This window comes from Ruegeria sp. YKSD179 (genome assembly GCF_059612885.1).
In genome coordinates this window covers 18,920-38,883 of the sequence record NZ_JBXWRL010000008.1, presented here as the reverse complement: position 1 = coordinate 38,883, position 19,964 = coordinate 18,920, and the positions used below count along the sequence as shown (strand labels likewise).

The 19,964-nt window shown below is 53.0% G+C and carries 15 protein-coding genes and 1 pseudogene; 11 read left to right on the top strand and 5 right to left on the bottom strand.

All coding sequences use genetic code 11. The features are described 5' to 3' along the window. Positions 1-21 precede the first annotated feature (21 nt). Positions 22-1,434 carry a cardiolipin synthase gene (cls, locus tag AC2FNE_RS06625; protein ID WP_170608692.1) on the top strand — a complete coding sequence of 471 codons (1,413 nt, stop codon included), beginning with the start codon at positions 22-24 and terminating at the stop codon, positions 1,432-1,434. Here the strand turns inward: cls and AC2FNE_RS06620 are convergent. After that, a complete protein-coding gene (locus AC2FNE_RS06620) occupies positions 1,431-1,865 on the bottom strand; it encodes an ion channel (protein WP_496805009.1) in 435 nt (144 codons plus the stop codon). The two genes, cls and AC2FNE_RS06620, sit on opposite strands and share 4 nt — an antisense overlap. 173 nt (positions 1,866-2,038) lie before the next feature. On the opposite strand from AC2FNE_RS06620, the gene AC2FNE_RS06615 reads away from it, so the two are divergent. The 3 genes from AC2FNE_RS06615 to AC2FNE_RS06605 are packed head-to-tail and all read left to right on the top strand — an operon-like array spanning position 2,039 to position 6,121. Then, positions 2,039-2,686 carry an ABC transporter ATP-binding protein gene (locus AC2FNE_RS06615; protein WP_170608693.1) on the top strand — a complete coding sequence of 216 codons (648 nt, stop codon included), beginning with the start codon at positions 2,039-2,041 and terminating at the stop codon, positions 2,684-2,686. Further along, positions 2,683-5,097, top strand: a complete 2,415-nt coding sequence (locus AC2FNE_RS06610) for an ABC transporter permease (protein WP_496805008.1) — start codon at positions 2,683-2,685, stop codon at positions 5,095-5,097. The genes AC2FNE_RS06615 and AC2FNE_RS06610 overlap by 4 nt, the downstream gene beginning before the upstream one ends. Beyond that, on the top strand, positions 5,087-6,121 hold the full coding sequence (locus tag AC2FNE_RS06605) for a lipocalin-like domain-containing protein (protein WP_170608685.1): 1,035 nt from the start codon (positions 5,087-5,089) through the stop codon (positions 6,119-6,121). The genes AC2FNE_RS06610 and AC2FNE_RS06605 overlap by 11 nt, the downstream gene beginning before the upstream one ends. A 91-nt stretch (positions 6,122-6,212) precedes the next feature. Here AC2FNE_RS06605 and AC2FNE_RS06600 read toward each other — a convergent pair whose 3' ends face one another. The 3 genes from AC2FNE_RS06600 to AC2FNE_RS06590 form a co-directional block, all read right to left on the bottom strand. After that, complete coding sequence (locus AC2FNE_RS06600; protein ID WP_170608686.1) at positions 6,213-6,644, bottom strand: universal stress protein; 432 nt, start codon at positions 6,642-6,644, stop codon at positions 6,213-6,215. Then, entirely contained in the window at positions 6,641-9,250 is a 2,610-nt protein-coding gene (locus AC2FNE_RS06595; protein WP_496805007.1) for a TRAP transporter permease, read from the bottom strand. Before AC2FNE_RS06595 ends, AC2FNE_RS06600 begins: the two co-directional genes overlap by 4 nt. A gap of 99 nt (positions 9,251-9,349) precedes the next feature. Continuing rightward, positions 9,350-10,318, bottom strand: a complete 969-nt coding sequence (locus AC2FNE_RS06590; protein ID WP_496805006.1) for a TAXI family TRAP transporter solute-binding subunit — start codon at positions 10,316-10,318, stop codon at positions 9,350-9,352. A gap of 429 nt (positions 10,319-10,747) precedes the next feature. Here AC2FNE_RS06590 and AC2FNE_RS06585 point away from each other — a divergent pair, with 429 nt between their 5' ends. The 7 genes and pseudogenes from AC2FNE_RS06585 to AC2FNE_RS06555 all read left to right on the top strand — a co-directional run. After that, complete coding sequence (locus tag AC2FNE_RS06585; RefSeq protein WP_496805005.1) at positions 10,748-11,752, top strand: fatty acid desaturase; 1,005 nt, start codon at positions 10,748-10,750, stop codon at positions 11,750-11,752. 979 nt (positions 11,753-12,731) lie between these two features. Continuing rightward, positions 12,732-13,931, top strand: a complete 1,200-nt coding sequence (locus AC2FNE_RS06580; RefSeq protein WP_496805004.1) for a tyrosine-type recombinase/integrase — start codon at positions 12,732-12,734, stop codon at positions 13,929-13,931. Further along, positions 13,928-14,338 carry a hypothetical protein gene (locus AC2FNE_RS06575; RefSeq protein WP_496805003.1) on the top strand — a complete coding sequence of 137 codons (411 nt, stop codon included), beginning with the start codon at positions 13,928-13,930 and terminating at the stop codon, positions 14,336-14,338. The genes AC2FNE_RS06580 and AC2FNE_RS06575 overlap by 4 nt, the downstream gene beginning before the upstream one ends. 73 nt (positions 14,339-14,411) lie before the next feature. Further along, positions 14,412-14,594: a helix-turn-helix transcriptional regulator gene (locus AC2FNE_RS06570; RefSeq protein ID WP_496805002.1), complete on the top strand. Its 183-nt coding sequence runs from the start codon at positions 14,412-14,414 to the stop codon at positions 14,592-14,594. 158 nt (positions 14,595-14,752) lie between these two features. Beyond that, positions 14,753-15,325 (top strand): hypothetical protein, encoded by a 573-nt coding sequence (locus AC2FNE_RS06565; protein ID WP_496805001.1) that lies wholly within the window; start codon positions 14,753-14,755, stop codon positions 15,323-15,325. Between the two features lie 117 nt (positions 15,326-15,442). Next, positions 15,443-15,679, top strand: a complete 237-nt coding sequence (locus AC2FNE_RS06560; protein ID WP_496805000.1) for a hypothetical protein — start codon at positions 15,443-15,445, stop codon at positions 15,677-15,679. Further along, positions 15,576-17,120, top strand: a pseudogene (locus AC2FNE_RS06555) (AAA family ATPase); the annotation flags it as partial. The gene AC2FNE_RS06560 and the pseudogene AC2FNE_RS06555, both read left to right, overlap by 104 nt. Before the next feature lie 879 nt (positions 17,121-17,999). On the opposite strand, the gene AC2FNE_RS06550 reads toward AC2FNE_RS06555, so the two are convergent. Further along, entirely contained in the window at positions 18,000-19,928 is a 1,929-nt protein-coding gene (locus tag AC2FNE_RS06550; protein ID WP_496804999.1) for a DUF3604 domain-containing protein, read from the bottom strand. Between the last annotated feature and the right edge of the window lie 36 nt (positions 19,929-19,964).

Sequence of the window (19,964 nt, the reverse complement as noted above, 5' to 3'; positions counted from 1 at the left end):
GACCCGAATTGTGAGAACCTGATGTGGGCTTTGCTTGTTTCGCTATTCCTCTTTGGCTTGTATAGCACTGCGGTTTTTTTTGCGGTGCGCGCTGCACAGACTGCCCGTACGCCGCAAGGCGCTGTGGGTTGGGTGGTGTTTCTAATTACTGCGCCCGTACTTGGGGTGCCTTTATATCTTTTTCTTGGTCATCACCGATTTCGCGGCTATCGCATCGCCCGACAGGAAAGCGAGCGCGTTGTGGAAGGGATCAAGACCTTCGCAGACTTCTCGCGGCCTGACCCAGACAAGATGGGCATAAATCCGCGCCCTTTCGAAGCGTTGGCGCACCTACCAGTTTCGCGGGGCAACGGTGCGGAGCTGCTGATAGATGGCGAGGCTACTTTCGCATCGATATTTGAGGCCATCGAAAGTGCCAAGTCTTATATTCTAATTCAATTTTACATCGTGCGCGATGACTCACTGGGTCAGGAGTTACAGGAAAAACTGATTGCTGCTGCGAAACGCGGCGTTCATGTCCGGTTCATGACAGATGCGGTCGGCAGCTACGGTCTGCCCTCCGCATATTTAGAAGCGATGCAAGAAGCGGGTATTGATGTCGCAGACCCTAAAGAGCAGCGCGGCCCGAATTTTCGATTTCAGTTAAACTATCGAAACCATCGCAAAACGGTGGTTATCGATGGGGAAACCGGATTTATCGGTGGTCACAATGTCGGTGTCGAATACTTGGGGCAAAATCCCCAATTCGGACATTGGCGCGACACTCACATTAAAATGACGGGCCACATTGTCAGGCAGTTGCAGCTGATTTTCGTCGAAGACTGGCATTGGGCCCGCGACGAAGACTTAATTGATGAACTGGATTGGGCCGGCAGCGAGTCTGAGCAAGACATGAACGCGCTTTTAGTGGCGACCGGGCCAGGCGACGATTCCGAAACCGGAGCTATGATGTTCTTTTCTGCAATCGCTGGCGCAAATGAACGGGTGTGGATAGCCTCACCCTATTTTGTTCCGGATATCGACATAATGACTGCGTTGCAGCACGCTGCTCTGCGGGGGGTGGATGTACGTATTCTGGTTCCTGACGTGATTGATCACAAGCTACCTTGGCTGGCCGCGTTTGCCTACTTCGACGAAATTCGCGAGTGCGGGGTAAAGGTTCTTCGCTATACGGACGGCTTCCTGCACCAGAAAGCATTTGTAGTCGATGACACTTTGGCTGCTGTCGGAACAACCAATCTAGACAACCGGTCATTTCGATTGAACTTCGAGGCGATGGCCCTGTTTTTCGATACCCGAGCGGCCGATGCTGTAGCCGCGATGCTTGAAAAAGACTTTGCTTCAAGCTACGAGCTCACCCGCTTTTTGGCCCAGCAACCGGCCCATATTCGGTATGGTGCCCCGCTCGCAAGATTGTTTGCCCCGATTCTTTAACTCGGAAACCAATCCTTGAATACGCGCGTCATCAGGGCCACCAAAAACGCAGTAGAAAGGCCAAATGCAAGAAGGCCGGTAACTGACGCAAAAGCCCCGAAAATCCGCGACCCCTCGCCCAGCACAATGTCGCCGTAGCCCAGTGTAGTGAACGTTACCAAAGAAAAGTAGAGTGCCGAATTCCAATCCGGCAACACATCCCGCAAAACCCAGACGACGGCCCAAATCCAGACCTGCAATGTATGGGTTAGAATGATAAACGCTAATGCGACGCTGATCGGACCTGCTGTAACATAGATAGGGTTCTTGTGCCCCCATTTGGCCACAAGCTTACGAATGACTAACGCACACCAAGTCAGCAACATAATTTCAATCAGGAAACAAACCCCCAAATACAGGCTGCCCCAAAATATCTGCTGCGATAGCGTCATAAAATCCGTTCCCTGTTTTGATTGTGGGTTTTTGCCACAGGATGGGCGCAGATTAAACATTGGACAACCCTATACACGGATTGAAACTGCGGCGAATGGCGCCCATCCTTGTTCAGCACTGGACAGCGGTCGTTCGGGTTGCACATTCTGGTTTGTGCAACAAGAGACATAAAATGCTGCTAAAGCTAGATCATGTGAGGAAGACCTACCCCGGCGGGCGCCCTGTTTTGAACGATGTGTCGCTCACGCTAGAACATGGGCAAACGCTGGCTCTGACTGGTGAAAGCGGAAGCGGCAAAAGCACCCTTCTACATCTGGCGGCAGCGCTTGACGAATTCGATGCCGGGGAAATCACGTTGAACGGAATTCAGCTTTCAAATCTAAATGATGCCGGCAGGGCCGCGCTACGACGTGAGAGCTTGTCACTGGTTTTTCAACAATTCAATTTAATACCCTCCATTACGGTTGCCCAAAACCTTGCAATTCATGCACGGTTGGCCGATCGGCATGACCCTGACTGGATAGATCATTTGGTCCGCAGGTTGGGTTTGTCTGACTTTCTCACCCGATACCCCGAAAATTTGTCTGGCGGGCAGCAACAGCGGGTTGCTATCGGACGAGCTATGGCATCCAAGCCTGCATTGCTGTTGGCGGACGAACCCACAGGAAACCTCGACGAAACCGCGTCAGGAGTTGTTCTGGACTTGATGCTTGCCCTAGTGGCAGACACGGGCACAGCTTTGTTGCTAGTGACGCACTCACTTGAGATTGCGGCACGCTTGGATCGCCGAGCGCATCTCGTCGGCGGTCGGATCACATGAACGGTCAGGTCATACAGGTCTTGGTGTCTCATTGGCGGAGGCATCTGCTGCAAACAATCACCTTGTTGATTGGTATTTCACTGGCAACAGCGCTTTGGTCCGCGGTACAGGCTATCAACGCCGAGGCCAAAGCCAGCTATGCAAGGGCCAGCGACCAGCTTGCCCTTGGTCAGTTTGACGAAATTCGCGACCCCTCCGGCAACATGCAACTTTCGCATTATGTTGACCTTCGGCGAGCTGGCTGGCAGGTCTCCGCAGTTCTGGACGGTTCCATGCGCGTCGGCGGACGTTACGTTCAGGTGATGGGCGTTGACATGGTGTCCGCCCCGCCCCTGCCCGCCATAACTCAGGTCGAAAACGTTCCCTCGCCGCCAGAACCGGTGGACCTTTTGACCGCACCCGGTCGCCTGCTGATAGCACCCGAATTACAGGACGTATTTGAGGACCAGGACGGCTTTCCACCTGTGATTGTAAGCGATGCGTTGCCACCAGGTTATGTTTTGACGGATATCGGCGTAGCCGAACGCCTGCTAAATCGCAGCGGGCAAGTTTCTCGACTTTTAGTTCTGCCAGAACAACCTTTGGGGGTTATTCCTCTGTCAGAGCTTGCCCCGGATCTGGTGCGCGTTGTCCCCTCTGCACAGATGGACACAGCGCAGCTTACCGATAGCTTTCACCTTAACCTTTCAGCTTTTGGCCTGCTTTCATTTGCCGTCGGGCTTTTCATTGTCCACAGCACGGTTGGCCTCTCCTTTGCCCAGCGACGAGGGATGATCAGAACGCTTAGAGCACTGGGCGTACCAATGCAGCGTCTTGTACAGATCGTGCTGGGCGAGTTGGTGCTAATATCTGTTGTCGGCGGCAGCATTGGATTGGTTCTAGGTTTTTTTATCGCCGGGGCTCTTTTGCCTGACGTTGCCGCAACGCTCCGCGGGCTTTATGGGGCCCCGGTCGAAGGGCAGCTAACCCTGCGAACCGCGTGGGCTCTGAGCGGTTTGGCAATGGCAGTTGGCGGCGCATTGATAGCCAGTGGTCAGTCCCTTTGGAGGCTGTACAAAATGCCACTCCTGGAAGGACCCGGACGTCAATCCTGGCTTGGCAGCACAATTTCGTGGCGGATAACAGCGTTGGTTGGCGGGGCGCTTATGGCTGGCGGTACAATCCTGTTTGCGACTGTCGGAGGATTAATCGCAGGGTTTACCATGCTGGCCGGCCTTCTTACTGGCGCAGCGTTACTGCTGCCACTGGCCTTGTCCTCGACGGTGGCATTGGTTTCAGCAAGAACACGAGGACCTGTCGCTCAATGGGTTTGGGCCGATATGCGAACTCAGCTTCCCGGATTATCGCTTGCTTTGATGGCACTGATGTTGGCGCTGGCGGCCAATATTGGGGTCGGCACTATGGTTTCGAGCTTTCGTCTGACCTTTGTCGGCTGGCTGGATCAGCGACTGGTTTCCGAGTTGTACTTAACGACCAACGACGAGGAACAAGCGAAACGGATCAATGAGTGGCTTGCGCCCCAGGTAGACGCCATTCTACCTATTCGCAGCATCGAATTGCCTCACGAGACAGGAGCACTTTTCTTGTACGGAGTCGTCGATGACCCAGCATATCGTCAGCATTGGCCCCTGATTGCACAAACTTCGGACGCGTGGAGCCAAGTGATCCAGAACTCAGCTGTACTTATCAACGAACAGTTGGCACGTCGCAGCGATCTTTGGCCGGGCGAAAAGTTGCGGCTGACCCCTAACCATATCTTGCCCATAGCTGGCGTCTATTCCGATTATGGCAACCCTACTGGCCAGGCAATTGTGTCGATGTCGCTCTTTGAAGAAGTCGCTCCTAATGCTAGAGCAAACCGTTTCGGCATCCGAACAAAACCAGAAGGAGCAGCCGAATTAGCACTTGCATTGCGGCAACAATTTAACCTGCCACCCAATGCGGTAGTTCAACAAGCGGATATGAAAAACCAATCGCTGGCGATCTTTGAAAAAACGTTTCTGATAACTTCGGCCTTGAACGTACTTACTTTGGGGGTCGCCGGGTTCGCTATCCTGACAAGCTTACTGACCCTATGGACGCAGCGCCTTCCACAAGTTGCGCCGGTCTGGGCCTTGGGGCTTACCCGTACAGAACTATCCCGGCTTGAGCTTTTACGAAGCGTTTTATTGGCAACCCTAACTGCATGCATGGCATTACCTTTGGGGTTGGCGCTGGCTTGGATTCTTTTGGCGGTCATTAATGTCGAGGCTTTTGGCTGGCGCTTGCCTATGTATTTGTTTCCTACCGACTGGCTGCGATTATTCACGCTTACAATTCTAGCCGCTGCATTAGCGGCCGCTCTCCCGTCCCTCCGCCTGATCCGTATGCGCCCTGCCGAGTTGCTACAGGTTTTTGCCAATGAACGTTAAAGCCTTTCTGCTGTTTTTGTTGTTTCCATTCAGCACCATGGCGCAGGGGTATGCTGGACTTGGAGGTTCCGCTGAAGGGTTCAATGTGCCCCAGCGCGGGTACGAATTGGAATTCCCGCGGGATCACGGCCCACATCCGGAATATCGTATCGAGTGGTGGTACATGACCGCCAATCTCATAGGTGCGGATGGAAAGGAATACGGCATTCAATGGACCCTATTCCGATCCGCTTTGCGGCCATTTGAGAGCAATGGCTGGCAAAACCCGCAACTCTGGATGGGCCATGCTGCAATCACCACCCCCGACGCTCACTTCTTCGCAGAGCGGCTTTCACGCGGCGGCATCGGGCAAGCTGGCGTCGAATCTCATCCCTTTGAAGCGTGGATAGACGAATGGTACATGCGGGGCGACGATTTCGACACGTTAAGCTTGGCTGCAAGCGGCACCGAATTCAGCTATAATCTGTCAATGAGTGCCACTGGCCCCCTGATTTTCCACGGCGATCAGGGCTATTCGGTAAAGTCCGCCGACGGGCAGGCCAGCTACTATTATTCCCAACCTTCGTTTGACGTTCAAGGTGTCTTACAGCTGCCTTCAGGGGACGTGCCAGTGAAAGGTGAAGGTTGGTTGGATCGCGAGTGGTCTTCTCAACCGCTGTCTTCGGATCAGATCGGATGGGACTGGTTTTCACTTAGCTTTGATAGTGGACAGAAGTTAATGGCCTTCAAATTGCGCGGCGTGCAACAAGACTTCACTTCCGCCACATGGATTGAGTCTGATGGTCACAGTGAGGCTCTGCCGAACGGGGTAATGCAATTTAACCCATTGAAAATAAGTCAGGTGGCTGGTCGAGACGTTCCAACAAGTTGGCGTTTGATTCTACCGGACCGCGGCTTGGATATCGAAGTCAGCGCGCAGACACCCAACGCGTGGATGGGTACGCGGTTTGAATATTGGGAAGGTCCCGTACGTGTCTCCGGCACCCACTCAGGCCGCGGGTATTTGGAGATGACAGGCTACTAGAAACGCGCCGGTTCAAAATCTTCTCTCTAGCAAAGGTAAAGACTTTGCAAAAAGGTTGGACCCCGAGCAAACGCATTTGGCGCGGATCCCGCTATCGCACAACGTAAACAGAAACGGACGAGTGTCGTACCACCCGCGCCGCGTTTGGCCCCAATAGGTAATCCTTGAAATCCGGTTTATGTGCACCAATCACAATCAAATCGCTTCCAGCACCATCGGCCGTTTTTAGTATTTCCTGATACGCGGTTCCGGTTGCAACCACATGGCGTATTTTGGCGTTTCGTTCTTCGCCCACTGTCTTTGCACACAAAGCCACCAATTGATTGTGCGCATCCTCCACAGCCTTTTCATGAAAATTGGGCTCAAAAAAGGTCGACACCCAGCTTTCTCCAAAATCCGGCAGTACAGTTACTACATCCAGGGCAGCACTTTCGGAATCAGCAAGCGCCGCGGCCTTTTCCAGAACATGCGCATCCTGATCACCATTACTAATGTCTACGGCACAAAGAACAGATTTCGTCATGCAGGCACCTCTTGTCTTGCCGCTCGACCGCGTTGCAGAAAGGCGATCAGACCCAACAGGATCATAGCGGGAATGTAGATCAATTGTTTGGGCGGCTGGCTTGAAGGCAAGCTGACCGAAGTCAATCGCACCGCTTCGTCTCCGTAGTAGTCGAAGATATCCAAATCATCGGCGACTGGTGATCCGAACATTGGCTCTTCCAACTTAACAAGCCCGTCCTCGGCCAGAAGTAAAAGACCCATCGCTTCAACACGCGCGGCGCCACCCTCTTCGCTACCGACGGGGACAACTACAGTAGTGTCCGTCATTTCCAGCGTATCGAAATCCGGTCCACTGACAACCATCCGTACCTCGGTTCCCGGCGGCGTATCGCCAATCGCTTTGACGAATGCCGAAGGTTCAACAGATGTAAAAGGCGGAGAGATTCTATCCATAAAGTAATCGGGCCTGAACAATGCGAAAGCCACGAAAATCAAGGCAACACTTTCGTAAATGCGACTGTGGGTCAGGAAGTATCCCATTGTGCCCGCAGTAAACACAAGGATGGCAATCGTCGCGAAAACGGCAACGATGATCCCTTCTACCCAAGTCACGTCAATCAACAGTAAGTCGGTGTTGAAAATAAACACAAACGGCAACGCCACGGTACGCAGGCTGTAGAAGAAAGCAGTGAAGCCGGTTTTTATCGCGTCCCCACCAGATACAGCCGCTGCGGCAAAACTTGCCAAACCGACAGGAGGCGTAACATCCGCCATTATACCAAAATAGAAGACGAAAAGATGAACCGCGATAAGCGGTACGATCAGACCACTCTGAGCACCCAATTCGACGACCACGCCAGCCATAAGCGAGCTGACAACGATATAGTTAGCAGTAGTCGGCAGACCCATGCCAAGTATCAAGCTTAGGATACCGACCATTACTAGCATCAAGATGAGGTTACCGCCGGAAAGAAACTCGACCAAATCAGCCATCACCTGACCGACACCCGTCAACGTCACGGTGCCAACAATTACGCCAGCAGTGGCAGTGGCGAGCGCGATACCAATCATGTTCCGCGCACCATCTATAAGACCCTGCCACAGGTCAGCGACACCGTCGATAAAGGAATTATAAAGGTCACTTTGCCCCCGGAAAATTGCCTTTAGCGGTTTCTGCGTCAGCAGGATCACAAACAGCAACGCAGTAGCCCAGAACGCGGATAGGCCCGGCGATTTCTGTTCGATCATCAGGAAGTAGACTAGAACGATGATTGGCAAAAGATAGTGCAAGCCAGCCTTGTAAATGTCAGCAATGACGGGGAGTTGCACCTCTTTAGCATTTGGATCATCGGGCTCTAGGTCTGGAACTTGTGCCGCCAAATAAAGCAACGCCACATAAACAGCGCAAACTATCACGCTCAGTATCAAACCCGCCGCCGATGGGGCCCAACTTGATACAGCATCGACTGGGAATTGAGAACCGTAGCAAAGCCCTGCAAAAACGATGAAGAATGACAGCATTCCGACAACTGTCCTTGCCAGGTGAACATCTCGATCACCCAGTGTCGGCATGTTACGCTTCACTGCTTCCAAATGTACGATGTAAACCAGCGCAATGTAGGAAATTGCGGCAGGCAGAAAGGCGTGCGTAATCACCTCGACGTACGAAATCCCAACGTACTCCACCATTAGGAAAGCCGCTGCGCCCATCACAGGAGGCATGATCTGCCCGTTAACTGACGAGGCGACTTCGACCGATCCTGCCTGTTCGCTTGAAAAGCCGACACGCTTCATCAAGGGGATGGTGAAAGTTCCGGTCGTTACAACGTTGGCGATAGAAGAGCCTGAGATCAAGCCGGTCGCAGCAGAGCCAACAACCGCCGCCTTCGCGGGACCACCACGCAGATGGCCCAAAGCGCCAAATGCCATTTTGATGAAATAGTTCCCTGCCCCTGCCTTATCTAGTAAGGCACCAAACAGAACGAATAGGAAAACGAATTTCGTTGAAACACCCAAGGCGATCCCAAACACGCCTTCAGAGGTGATCCACATATGGCTCATCGCCTTTTTCAGGCTGGCGCCTTTCCACCGGATGACTTCCGGCACCCATTCAGAAGAGCCAAAGAAAACATAGGCCAGAAAAATCGTCGCGATGACTGCCATCGCCGGACCAAGCGCGCGACGGGCCGCCTCAAACAGAAGAAGCAATCCAACCAGCGCCACCCATTTATCTGTATCGTCCGCAAGACCGCCGGCATCTACGATTTTGCTGTAAAAGAAGTACCCGTAAAGGGCGACAAAGGTGCCCAACAACCCCATAATCCAATCTTGAACCGGAATATAATCTCGCGGGCTGGATTTTAACGCGGGATAGGCTGCGAAAGCCAAAAACATGGCAAACGCCAGATGGAATTGCCTTGCATTGTTTACGACGCTGCCGGGCAACACATAGTTTGCCAACGGCGAAGCCAAGACGACCTGAAAGATCGACCAAACCGCAGCCACTATTGCTAGAAATATTCCGACATTGCCTACCGGATTGCGCCCACCCGCGTCAGACGAGGCTACAAGATCCTGCAACTCTTCTTCGGATAAAGGGCGATTGGATTGTGTGTCGGAATTCATGCAATGTCTCCCCGTCGCGGCCTTTTCCGGCCTTCTGATGCACCCGTTTCACTCGGGTTTGGTACGGGGTGCCTCAAGGCACCCCGCATTAGGTCTGGTTTACTGAATCCAGCCTTTTTCTTTGTAGTACTTTTCAGCACCCGCGTGCAGCGGGGCCGACAGGCCGTCTGCAATCATTTCCTCGGGCTTGAGGTTAGCAAATGCCGGATGCAGCTTTTTGAAATCATCGAAGTTTTCGAAGACCGAGCTGACAACAGCATAAACCGCGTCTTCCGATACATCCGAGGACGTCACGAACGTCGCGCCTACACCGAACGTTGCAGTATCACCATCTGAACCGCGATACATTCCGCCGGGAATAGTTGCGGTACGATAGAAGGAATTGTCGTTGACCAGCTTGTCGACCGCACCGCCGGTAACGTTGACCAAAACCGAGTCACAAGCAGTCGTGGCTTCTTGGATCGAACCGGACGGGTGGCCAACAGTATAGACCATCGCGTCGATTTGGTTGTCACACAGGGCTGCAGACTGTTCTGCGGCTTTTAGTTCGGTCGCCAGCTCGAAATCATCGGTGGTCCAGCCCATTTCTCCCAGAAGAACCTCCATGGTACCGCGCTGACCGGAACCAGGGTTACCGATATTGACGCGCTTGCCCTTTAGGTCTTCAAAATTTGCGATGCCGGAATCCGCTCGCGCCACGACTGTAAAGGGTTCGGGGTGAACCGAGAAGACAGCACGAAGGTTTTCGAAGGGTCCGGCCTCTTCAAATTTCGAACTGCCATTGAATGCGTGGTACTGCCAGTCGGACTGCGCCACACCGAACTCCAATTCACCCTCGCGAATAGTGTTGATGTTGTAGACCGATCCACCGGTCGATTCGACCGAGCACCTCACTCCGTGCTCCTTACGCCCTTTGTTAACCAGACGGCAGATTGCGCCGCCAGTCGGGTAATACACCCCGGTAACACCGCCGGTGCCGATGGTGATGAATTCTTCGGCATAAGCCGCCGGCGCCATGAAAGCCGCCGTTACGACTGCGCCGAGACTGAGCTTGCTGCTGTGTTTCATTTAAAAACTCCCATTGTTTTTTGCGTTGGTGGAGGAAAGAGCGAAACACCCCCATCTTGTCCGAAGTGCGCTAACACAAATGTGGAGCCCACCAATAAGCGGAGTGAATTTTCTGATTTCCCACAATCTACCAACATATTCGACGTTTCATTTCGAGATCACTCTTGTCAAGACCAGAGCCAAATTACTGACCTCTAAGTCTCAGATTTGACGGAAGACCGAAAAGTTTCCCCCTACCGAAACGTTATTGTGGGCCTTGCACCGATATTTCTATGCGGATCGTTCAATACATCCGAGCGGAAAAGAACACCTAAACCCCGACTGAGTTATTGATGGCAAGGAAAGAAGGGGTTTGGTCCAGCTTGACCAGACAACGGGCGTACGAATAAAATTCGAATACGTATCCAAGTGTATTTTGGAAACAAGCATATGAGTTCTGATCGCAAAGCATATTCCGCGTCTCGACAGTTTGCTCACGCTGACGACGCTCGAGCTTGGCTGGAACTAACAATTAGTGTGGCGCTGTATTTTGGCGCAATAACAGTAGGCATCCTAACCATAGGTAAATGGTGGCTCACGGTTCCGTCGGTGTTGATTGCAGCCGCAATGGGTCTTCGTGTTTACATGATCCAGCACGACTGTTTACACCGTTCCTTTTTTAGTTCTCGAAATTTGAATGATTTTTTTGGGACAATGCTGTCACCCATCGCAATGACACCGTATCGCGCCACACGTTACATCCATGGTCTCCACCACACCTATGTAAGTGATCTGGAGCGCCGCGATACATTCGAGATTTTCACTATGACGCTAAAGGAGTGGGACGTCGCGCCAAGATGGAAGAAGCTTCAGTACCGATTTTATCGCAGCCCAATATTGTTGGTCGTGATCGGACCGTTTTTGCTGTATGGGATTTTGCGTCGCATGCCGCTCTACGGCTTCAAGACTGGCATCGGTGACCTGATCCTTCACAACCTTATGTTAGCCGGCTACTTGCTGACCATCTGGTGGGTTGCTGGCTGGGGCGGCATCGCGGTCTGGGCCGCTGCATTTTACCTGGCTTGCGCTTTTGGCGCTTTGATCCCCTACGTCGTTCACAACTTTGAGGAAATTTTATGGGGCAGACGTCCGGAACTGACTTTCGGAACGGCCGCTCTTCAAGGAAGTGCCGTTTTGGACTGGGGTGGTTTTTTTGACCTTGTGACGATGAATATTGGCTACCACGATCTGCACCACCTCAACGCCAAGATTCCGGGGTATAAATTGCGTGCAGCTCATGCGGCGTTAGAAGAACAAAAATTGCTCAACTCTCACAAAATCGGTTTCTTGCAGGGTTTATCCTGTTTCCGTTGGAAACTTTATGACGAAGAAAATGAGCGTATGGTGCCGTTTCCATCATTCTTTACGGCTGGCCATTTTGCGTCAGCGAAATGATTGCAAGACTGCTTTTGTTGCTGATCACATTGTCAGCTTCTGCATGCGGGGGAAACGGGCCCATCTTTCCCGTGCCAAGCGATTTGGATGATTGGGTAAAGGCTTCGGACACGGTTGATCCAGATTCTGACCGGTCTCCGATTTTGACTGACCCGGTTGTGACATTTCAACTTGAGCGCGGTGATCATTTATCTGCGCTAAAGTTCAGCGACGGCCTGGTTACTGGTCAAACTCGGCTTTTAGGATTTGATATACGGGCCGACCCTTCTTCAGTGGGTGATCATATCGTAGATGTGACACGCTTAATACGAATTGGAGATCCCGGAGCAGAGATTGTATCGGTTCAACTGGATGCAAAGCGCGGTTTAACAGTTTTGGGCCGCAGTTGCGTACAATCTTCCCAATTGAGCGTGTGGCATCGCGTCGAAATACGGATAAAACTGCGCGACAATGACACAGGTTATCTCGAAATTTTTTGTGACAGATCACCGGTATGGGCCAGAAAAAACATACGTACGACATTTCCCCCGGTTTGCCGAATACGTGAGGGTTGCAACCTTCGGATTCCCTATCCTGCAAAATTTGAATGGCAAATAGGCTTGATATCGGAGAGAAGCGCAAAAATCCCGATGTCCGTTCAAATGCAGCGCATTAATCAAAGAATTTTAATCTACACGCCGAACAGAGCGGGAAACTTATAATTACCTCCAAGTTTGATCATTCAAACCGGCAATCGGTACAAAAAAGCGTTTTTGGACCAAATCAATAGTGCAGCTTGGAAAGCTTAAAACGTTTTATACGGAAGTTGTGGTGCCAAAGGAGGGCACAATGAAAATGTACTGAGCCACATCATGTAGTGTCATAGATACTCCTATGTTTATATAACTAAAATCTTTTAATGCGTTTCTACCTTGCAGGCCGCCTCAACTCATGTCACCGTACCACAACATGTATTGGGGGACGAGATGGGGGACGAATTTTGTCAAGCAAACTACACAAGCTTTCGGCAGTCGGATTAAAATCACTCCGTTCAGGTAAGCACGAAGATGGCGGCGGACTACGGTTCGTGCGACGCAAGGATGGTACGGCTGCGTGGGTATTTCGTTTCACTATACACGGCAGGCGCAGGGAAATGGGCCTTGGTCCCTACCCCGATGTTTCCCTGAAGGCTGCGCGAGAAATGGCGACCGAGCACAGGCAACAGGCTAAGCGCGGTATCGATCCTATAGCCAAGCGCGAAGCAGAGAAGCGGGAGACCATCCGTAATTTGCATATTCTTCAGGAGATAGCACAGGATTGCTTTGAGGCGCGCAAGGCGGAACTGAAAGGCGATGGAACTGCGGGACGCTGGTTCTCCCCGTTGGAAAACCACATACTACCCAAGCTTGGAAAGATACCCATCGCTGAGGTGGATCAGATCTCTGTGCGAGACACGCTGTCGCCGATCTGGCATGAAAAGGCGGAGACGGCACGTAAAGCTGCGAATCGCTTAAGCCTTGTCCTAAAACATGCCGCTGCCTTGGGCCTGAATGTAGATTTACAGGCGGTGGACAAAGCCCGCGCTCTTCTCGGCAAACAGCGGCATGAAGCGAAGAGCATTCCAGCTTTGCCGTGGCAGGAGGTGCCGGTATTCTATGCTTCTCTTGGCCAGAGCGTCACTGAACTCGCGCTACGCCTTTTGATTTTGACCGGAGTGCGATCTGCCCCGGTCCGCTACGCAATGCCAGATCAAATCGATCTGGACGCCCGTATCTGGACGATCCCTGCTGAGCTTGTGAAGAGTCGCAAGGGGGCGACGGGAGACTTTCGAGTACCACTGACCGACGAGGCTGCAAAGGTCGTAGAGGACGCCCTGCGCCACGGTGGTGAAGTGTTGTTCTCGGGGCAACGAAACAAGCCGATCAGCGACATGACTATGTGCAAACTCATGCGTGACCGGGGCATGACTGCCCGCCCGCACGGGTTCCGATCCAGTTTGCGCACTTGGGCCGAAGAAACCGGCCAGCCTTACGAGGTCGCTGAAACATCACTCGGTCATGTTGTCGGCAATGCAGTGGAGCGGGCGTATCAGCGATCCGACCTGATCGAAAAGCGCCGCACCTTTTTGGCTGCCTGGGCTGATCATGTCACGGGCAATGGCGACGCAAGTGTGGTGAAGCTGAAGGAGGCAAGGGTATGAGCGACGAGCAGGCTCCTGAATGGTGGGGCGAGGTAATCACGATTGAGATACGTTCCAAAGCAGATGCTCGCCGCATTGTGAGACTGTGCCGGGAAGGTGAAAAGTTGGAAACATGGAAGCCCCAATGGTCAACGTATAAGACTACAGACGGAAGAATCAGGTTGGCCGACTTTGAGCGAGCGCAGGATGTTCTCATGGGTGTGGCGGATCGTGATCCAGGACGAAAAGGTTTTCACGATTGGGATGCGATAGACAGACTGATTGACGACGCGGCCAAAGACATGGGGCCACGTGTGAACCGCGCCGAAGTCTGCCGTCGGGTTTCAGAAAGGCACCCACTCATCAAACCAACCTCAAGTGCATTACGAAAACGGGTATCGGATCGAATGAAGGAAACCGGCCGGTAAATTAAGCGGCCGGACAGGCCGGTATGCTCTCATATAAATTAACCTCATGATTTAACATTTCATGAGGGGTCATATGATCGACCGACTTTTAACTGACCGCGAAGTTGCCGAGCGCCTTGGCTTGTCAAAGGCTACAATATGGCGACATGCCAAGGCCGGATTGTTACCAAAACCCATTAAGCTTGGATATGCAGCCAGCTGGCCGGAAAGCGACATTCAGACTGCAGTGGAAAGCTTGAAAGCCGAGCGAATTTAAACAACCCGAAAACCGAAAACCCTAAACGCGAGCCCACCAGCCCGCGAACGGAGGAGACATGCCTCATCAGACCTTTCGAATTCTCGATCACGACTGGCGCCTAAAACATACGCCGAAACCTGAAACTCAAACGCATCAAACCGAAAAGGAGAAATACGATGCAATTTCCTAACAGCGGCACGGGCCGCCCTTACATTCGCCTCGATGCTAGAACTGCTACTTTCAAGGCCTCGTGCGTTGACAGCGACGCGGCTGAAGTCGACCTGACCGGCAAGATCCTAGATCTGGATCTTGCCAATGCAGAACAGGGTTGGCTCAAAGTGGATCAGCATGGCGCGGATTTCGTACCCTTGGCGAAGCGAGATGATTGGAATGGAACTCCAAGCCCATCGTCTGAACACTCGCCTGCCGTATCGCTGGACCTGAGAAGTGAAGCCTGGGATGAGCCCCCTGTCCGCGAACTGCGTGGCGGTTCACGTGCCATCACCTCATTCGTCGCATCGGTCGCAAATGAGGCAGGCGAAATTCCAAAAGGTAAGGCTGTTCGAGTTCGTATTGTTGCGGTCGACACCGTGAAATTTGGGCGAGGCACATCGACCGAAATCAGGTTCGAGATTGCACCACAGAGCAAGTGGCCAGACCTTTCAACATTTGCCTCTGAAGTCGGTTCATCGCGATCCGATCAAGGGTCGAAGGATGATCCCGACGAAGATCCGGATGCGTGGGCCTGACGTCGGCATCGGTAAGCACAATTGCTCGGGTTCTGATTTGTGCAGAAAATCAAACCCGAGCTGCCTGCATCGTCTTGCAACGACCTTCCTGCCAAACAGCAATAAGCGAGCACAAAAATGAGTGATACGTTGATCGATTTCACTGACGGCGAACGCGAAGACTTGCGGGTAGCCGCAGACCGCATGGCGTTGTTCTGGAAGCGAGAAGGACTTACTGACGCGGTTCGCCAGATTGGGTCAGACCTTGGCTATGAGGGATTGCGGGTTGCGTTGGGGGCGTATTTTGAGCTGCGGCAACAGAGAGTGGACCGGGACCGCCGGAACGCGTTTTTGGATGACGAAATCCCGTTTTAGTCCAATCGATCGAGCAGCGTTTTGGGCAACAGCACCCAACGAGCTTCTTCGCGGCGTGGCACTTGAAGCCTTCGGTGAGCCCAACATGTCCCTGTCGACCCAAAGCGACCTCAGATTTGGACAACGAGGATCCAAGTCCGTCGTTCTGCAAGGTGAAAAACGCGGTTCCTTCTACGATCATGAGGCGGAAGATGGCGGTTACCTTCGCATTCCCGATGCGGATTTTGATCAGCTTGCAGCCCAGGGAGATGGAACATTCAGATTGGGCAACGGAAAGTTGGAAAAGCCAAACCGCGAAAAGGCTCGACAGCTTTGGTCAAAGGCTCTTCCGATCAAAGGTACGCCTGCCCAGAAGTATCTCGATGCACGTGGCATCCTAAGACACCTTCCAAAAAATTCAGCCCGCTTTCATCCGAGTGCTGCCGATGGCCGTCCTTGCTGCGTGTTTCCAGTGTTGGATGCCATGGAAGAAATCTGTGGCGTGCAACGTGTTCCGCTTTCAACTGATGGTGTGCGTGTCGGTGATCGAAAATCACTTGGGCCAATTGGCGAAGGTTGGTTCGAGGTCTCAGATGCCGAACCGGCTCATACTCTGGTTGCGGAGGGCGCAGAGGATGCTCTGGCAATATGGCGGGCGATGAAAGAGGACATTTCCACACCTGACGTCCGGGTGGTTGCAATGCTTGGCCAGAGATGGCCACGGGCAGCGAAGGATTTTCCCGGCGCGATATTCTGCGCCGACGCGGACAGTGTCGCTGCAGCCCGAGGTGCCGCGGCGTCCTGCGGCGGGCGTGTTTTTGATCCCTCGCCCCGCAAGGACGCAAACGAAATCCTGATCGAAGATGGTCCAACGCAACTCTGGAACCGCCTCAGGCATGCCCCGCGGGCGCTGGCTGACTGCGACGCTCAAGAGCCCGTTGCACCCGATGGCTTTTGGTTGGGAGAGGTTGAACCCATATTTGAAAACGCTGATGCGATCCGGGGTTGGTTACCGAAACGTGGAATCGCAACGCTCTTTGGACCGCCGGGGTCCGGAAAAACATGGTTGGCGTTGGACATGGCCGCACATCTTGCTGCAAACAAGCCTTGGTATTCCCATCGCACGCAAGGCGGGCCAGTTGTCTATGTCGCATTTGAAGGTGTGGGCGGGGTGCGCAACCGCCTTGTGCCTCTTTTGAGAAAGGTCGGTCCCGTTCCGATGTACGTTCTCAATGGTGGATTTGATCTTTGCGATGAGGACGCTGTTTCTATTTTGATAAAGCAAATCCGAACGCTCGGTCGGGAAGCTGGCCAGGCCGTACAATCCGTGTTCATAGACACATTGGCTCGTGCAATCGGCGGGCGTGACGAAAATTCGCCCGAGGGCATGAGGGCGGCTCTGAAGGGCGCTAGCACGATCGAGAACGCAATCGATGGGCTAATCCTGCTTGTTCATCATACTGGCAAAGACACGTCGCGCGGAGCACGCGGTCATTCTTCTCTCAAAGGCGCCGTCGATGCAGAAATCTCAATCACCCGAGACGGCGATATAATCAAGGCAGTCGCCGAAAAAGTGCGGGATGGAGAAGATGGGGCTACATTTTCCTACCAACTCCAGAAGGTGGCGCTGGGTCTCGACAGCGACGGGGAGCATGTCACGTCGTGCTTTATCGAGCCAATGTCCAACTCACCTCATGAAATTGCTGATGCGGCGGGGCTGCTGCCCGACAAACAGCAAAAGCTCATCGAGGCTCTTTCGCTCTACATCGATGAGCATGGTAGCTGGAATCCCGGGGGCGAAGAATGGCCCGAACCGGAAATGCACCGGATCGTCAACATGCAGGATCTCATTGCGTACGCTTCGAAGTTGGACATCTCCAAAGCATCGCGCGATCGCGACCAAAAACGGGAAATTACCCGGATGATAGATGCACTGCAGACTGCGGGTCGCGTAGGAACAAACCGAGATTGGATTTGGCTTGTTTCAGCGTGAGCGAGATGCGCGAGATCGCGGCAACTCGCGGGTGCGAGATTTGGCGCGAGATCCCTATATATAAACTCGCATCTCGCGCGTTGCTTGAACCATCGCAACAGGAGCGAGAGCGCGAGCCCGGGCAAAGCCCTCGGGCTCGCGCTCTCGCTGTCAGGCTTTGTGCAAGGCGCGGTGCGAACGACGGGTTTGCGCTCAGAAACGGACGTTCGCTAAAATGGCTTCAATGACTGCAACGATCCCAAAGAAGACGTTCAAACGACATCTTTGTTCGCGACCGCAGCGAATGACCGCCCAGATCCCAAAGCGGCAACCCGGCGGCAATCGCTTACTACTTGCTATGATACGACTCTATTTCTGCGGAGTGTACCAAATCGGTGATGTGTAAGCCCGTTCTTGTGTTGATAGGTTGGCTCCCTCTGGGATTTCGGCATCTAGACGCACCTTGTCGTAAAGAACCCATCGCGGGGTCGGAATTTCAATTACCCGGGCGTAGTAAAAGGCATGCTCGGCCGGGTTGAACTGTGGGTCGGTCCAAATAGTAGCCAATTCCGACGCGCCAATGGTGTTTGTGTAATTTGCAGCCTCAACGTCAACTGTATCACCCACTGGCGAAAGTTTCCCGTCTGCGTCGGGCGCGCGGTCACCGGACCACACTACATCATATACTTTCTCATTGAGGTTACCATTAGCGTCCATCCATCCTTTGACGATTTGGATCCGGTCCAAATTTGCACCGATAGGATCACGCAATGCGTAAACCATAAAGCTCGGTGCGTCTGACGTGGCGGCTCGTAAGTCAGCGCCCATTGGCACACCTTTTTCGTAACCGGCAAACGCAGGGGAACGTGAACGCAGATCGTTTTCATTAAAGTTCCAACCACCGAAAAACCGCACCATCATCCGCGGGCCTGTTGTCGCATATACCTCTCGCCGAGCCATAGCGTCCCAGAGAGCTGTACGAGTGTTTTCGGTCGCCCAGACACCAGTGTACCCAGAAGCCAGCGTTTCAAATCCTTCGAATGTCGCAATGTCCGACGAAATGAAAGGATGTGCTGCCCGTTCTTTGGACGGTTCAGCGTTCGCCGCCTTGCCGAAGAAATTGTCGCTATCAGCTGTTGCCAGCGACGTGTGGCTATCGGTGGATCCCATAAAGCCGAAGCGATAGGGATTGGTCCCTAGTTTGGATTGCAAAGCGAAACCCTGTTTCAGCGCCTCTCGTGCGTATTCACGTGAAAGCATGTCCGGTGTTTTCGCTTGGCTAAGATCCAGGTTGCCTTTGTCCCAGGTTCCATAGTCAGCAAATTCGTCATCGGGTGAAAGCGCCGGATGTGTCTCACCATCGCCTTTGATCTGGGTGATCTCATAAAGAGGCTCCCATTTGGCACGTGCTTCGACATAGGCCTGATCGACCGGCTCACCATTATAGCGTGTATCATTAGGGAACATGACCCCGTTTGAAAGGTTCCCGTTGTGCGCTAAGGCAAGAACTTGACCGCCAGTGGTTGTTTCGTATTTCTCCATCCACTCATAGAGCTTCATTACATCAGGAGAACCGCCACCTGCAGCCTGCGTGATCATTGGCTGCACTTGCGAGGCCTTGTCGCCATCGTCTCGGAAAATGACGTTACGGTGCATATTGTTGCCCGCGACAAGTGATGTCCACTCGAACCCGATAAACGCAGTAAACCTGCCGGGCTCGTTGTATTGTTCAGTTGTATCTATAATACTTTGCCAGATGTCTCCGTATTTTATGGACCCAGGTGAATAGTCCTTAATCAATTTCGGGTCCATCGTCCCTTGCGAAAAGTTTTGTATCAATTCGATAGCTGCCTGGGCGGACGCTTCGCCGCCCTCATTCATTGCGGCACTCCAGCGAGCGCCTTGCTCACTGGCAAGGATATTCGGCGTGCCTTCAAACAGATCGAAGCTCATTCCCATGCCATCGGAATGCTCTGAGGTAACGAGCCAGTCGAGCGGACGCGAGAGTTTAGCCGGTTGCCCCGTCGCGGACACAACTTCCTCTCCTCGGGCAAACTTAAATGCGGTATCAAGACCGGTGCCGTTCCCAAACAATCCAGCGTCCATGGATAGGCCCGTGTGAAGGTGTGTGTCGCCCCAAAAGACCTGACTCGGAAATCCGCGCTGAGCATAAGGTGAATAAGCCTTGCCTCTATAAAGACCCCCAAGAGATTCCTCAGTGGGCACAAACTGTGCCAAAGCACCACCAGCCGAGAAAAAGAGTACGGCCGAATAGAATGAAAAACTCCTGAATCTCATGATAATCCTCCCAAGTTCCCGAATGTGTGTCCTACA

Bases quoted from the DNA above. Each gene is read 5' to 3' on its own strand.
- AC2FNE_RS06605 (WP_170608685.1), top strand. From the start codon at position 5,087: ATGAACGTTAAAGCCTTTCTGCTGTTTTTGTTGTTTCCATTCAGCACC.
- AC2FNE_RS06595 (WP_496805007.1), bottom strand. From the start codon at position 9,250: ATGAATTCCGACACACAATCCAATCGCCCTTTATCCGAAGAAGAGTTG.
- cls (WP_170608692.1), top strand. From the start codon at position 22: ATGTGGGCTTTGCTTGTTTCGCTATTCCTCTTTGGCTTGTATAGCACT.
- AC2FNE_RS06610 (WP_496805008.1), top strand. From the start codon at position 2,683: ATGAACGGTCAGGTCATACAGGTCTTGGTGTCTCATTGGCGGAGGCAT.
- AC2FNE_RS06570 (WP_496805002.1), top strand. From the start codon at position 14,412: ATGATCGACCGACTTTTAACTGACCGCGAAGTTGCCGAGCGCCTTGGC.
- AC2FNE_RS06615 (WP_170608693.1), top strand. From the start codon at position 2,039: ATGCTGCTAAAGCTAGATCATGTGAGGAAGACCTACCCCGGCGGGCGC.
- AC2FNE_RS06620 (WP_496805009.1), bottom strand. From the start codon at position 1,865: ATGACGCTATCGCAGCAGATATTTTGGGGCAGCCTGTATTTGGGGGTT.
- AC2FNE_RS06600 (WP_170608686.1), bottom strand. From the start codon at position 6,644: ATGACGAAATCTGTTCTTTGTGCCGTAGACATTAGTAATGGTGATCAG.
- AC2FNE_RS06575 (WP_496805003.1), top strand. From the start codon at position 13,928: ATGAGCGACGAGCAGGCTCCTGAATGGTGGGGCGAGGTAATCACGATT.
- AC2FNE_RS06585 (WP_496805005.1), top strand. From the start codon at position 10,748: ATGAGTTCTGATCGCAAAGCATATTCCGCGTCTCGACAGTTTGCTCAC.
- AC2FNE_RS06590 (WP_496805006.1), bottom strand. From the start codon at position 10,318: ATGAAACACAGCAGCAAGCTCAGTCTCGGCGCAGTCGTAACGGCGGCT.
- AC2FNE_RS06550 (WP_496804999.1), bottom strand. From the start codon at position 19,928: ATGAGATTCAGGAGTTTTTCATTCTATTCGGCCGTACTCTTTTTCTCG.
- AC2FNE_RS06560 (WP_496805000.1), top strand. From the start codon at position 15,443: ATGAGTGATACGTTGATCGATTTCACTGACGGCGAACGCGAAGACTTG.
- AC2FNE_RS06565 (WP_496805001.1), top strand. From the start codon at position 14,753: ATGCAATTTCCTAACAGCGGCACGGGCCGCCCTTACATTCGCCTCGAT.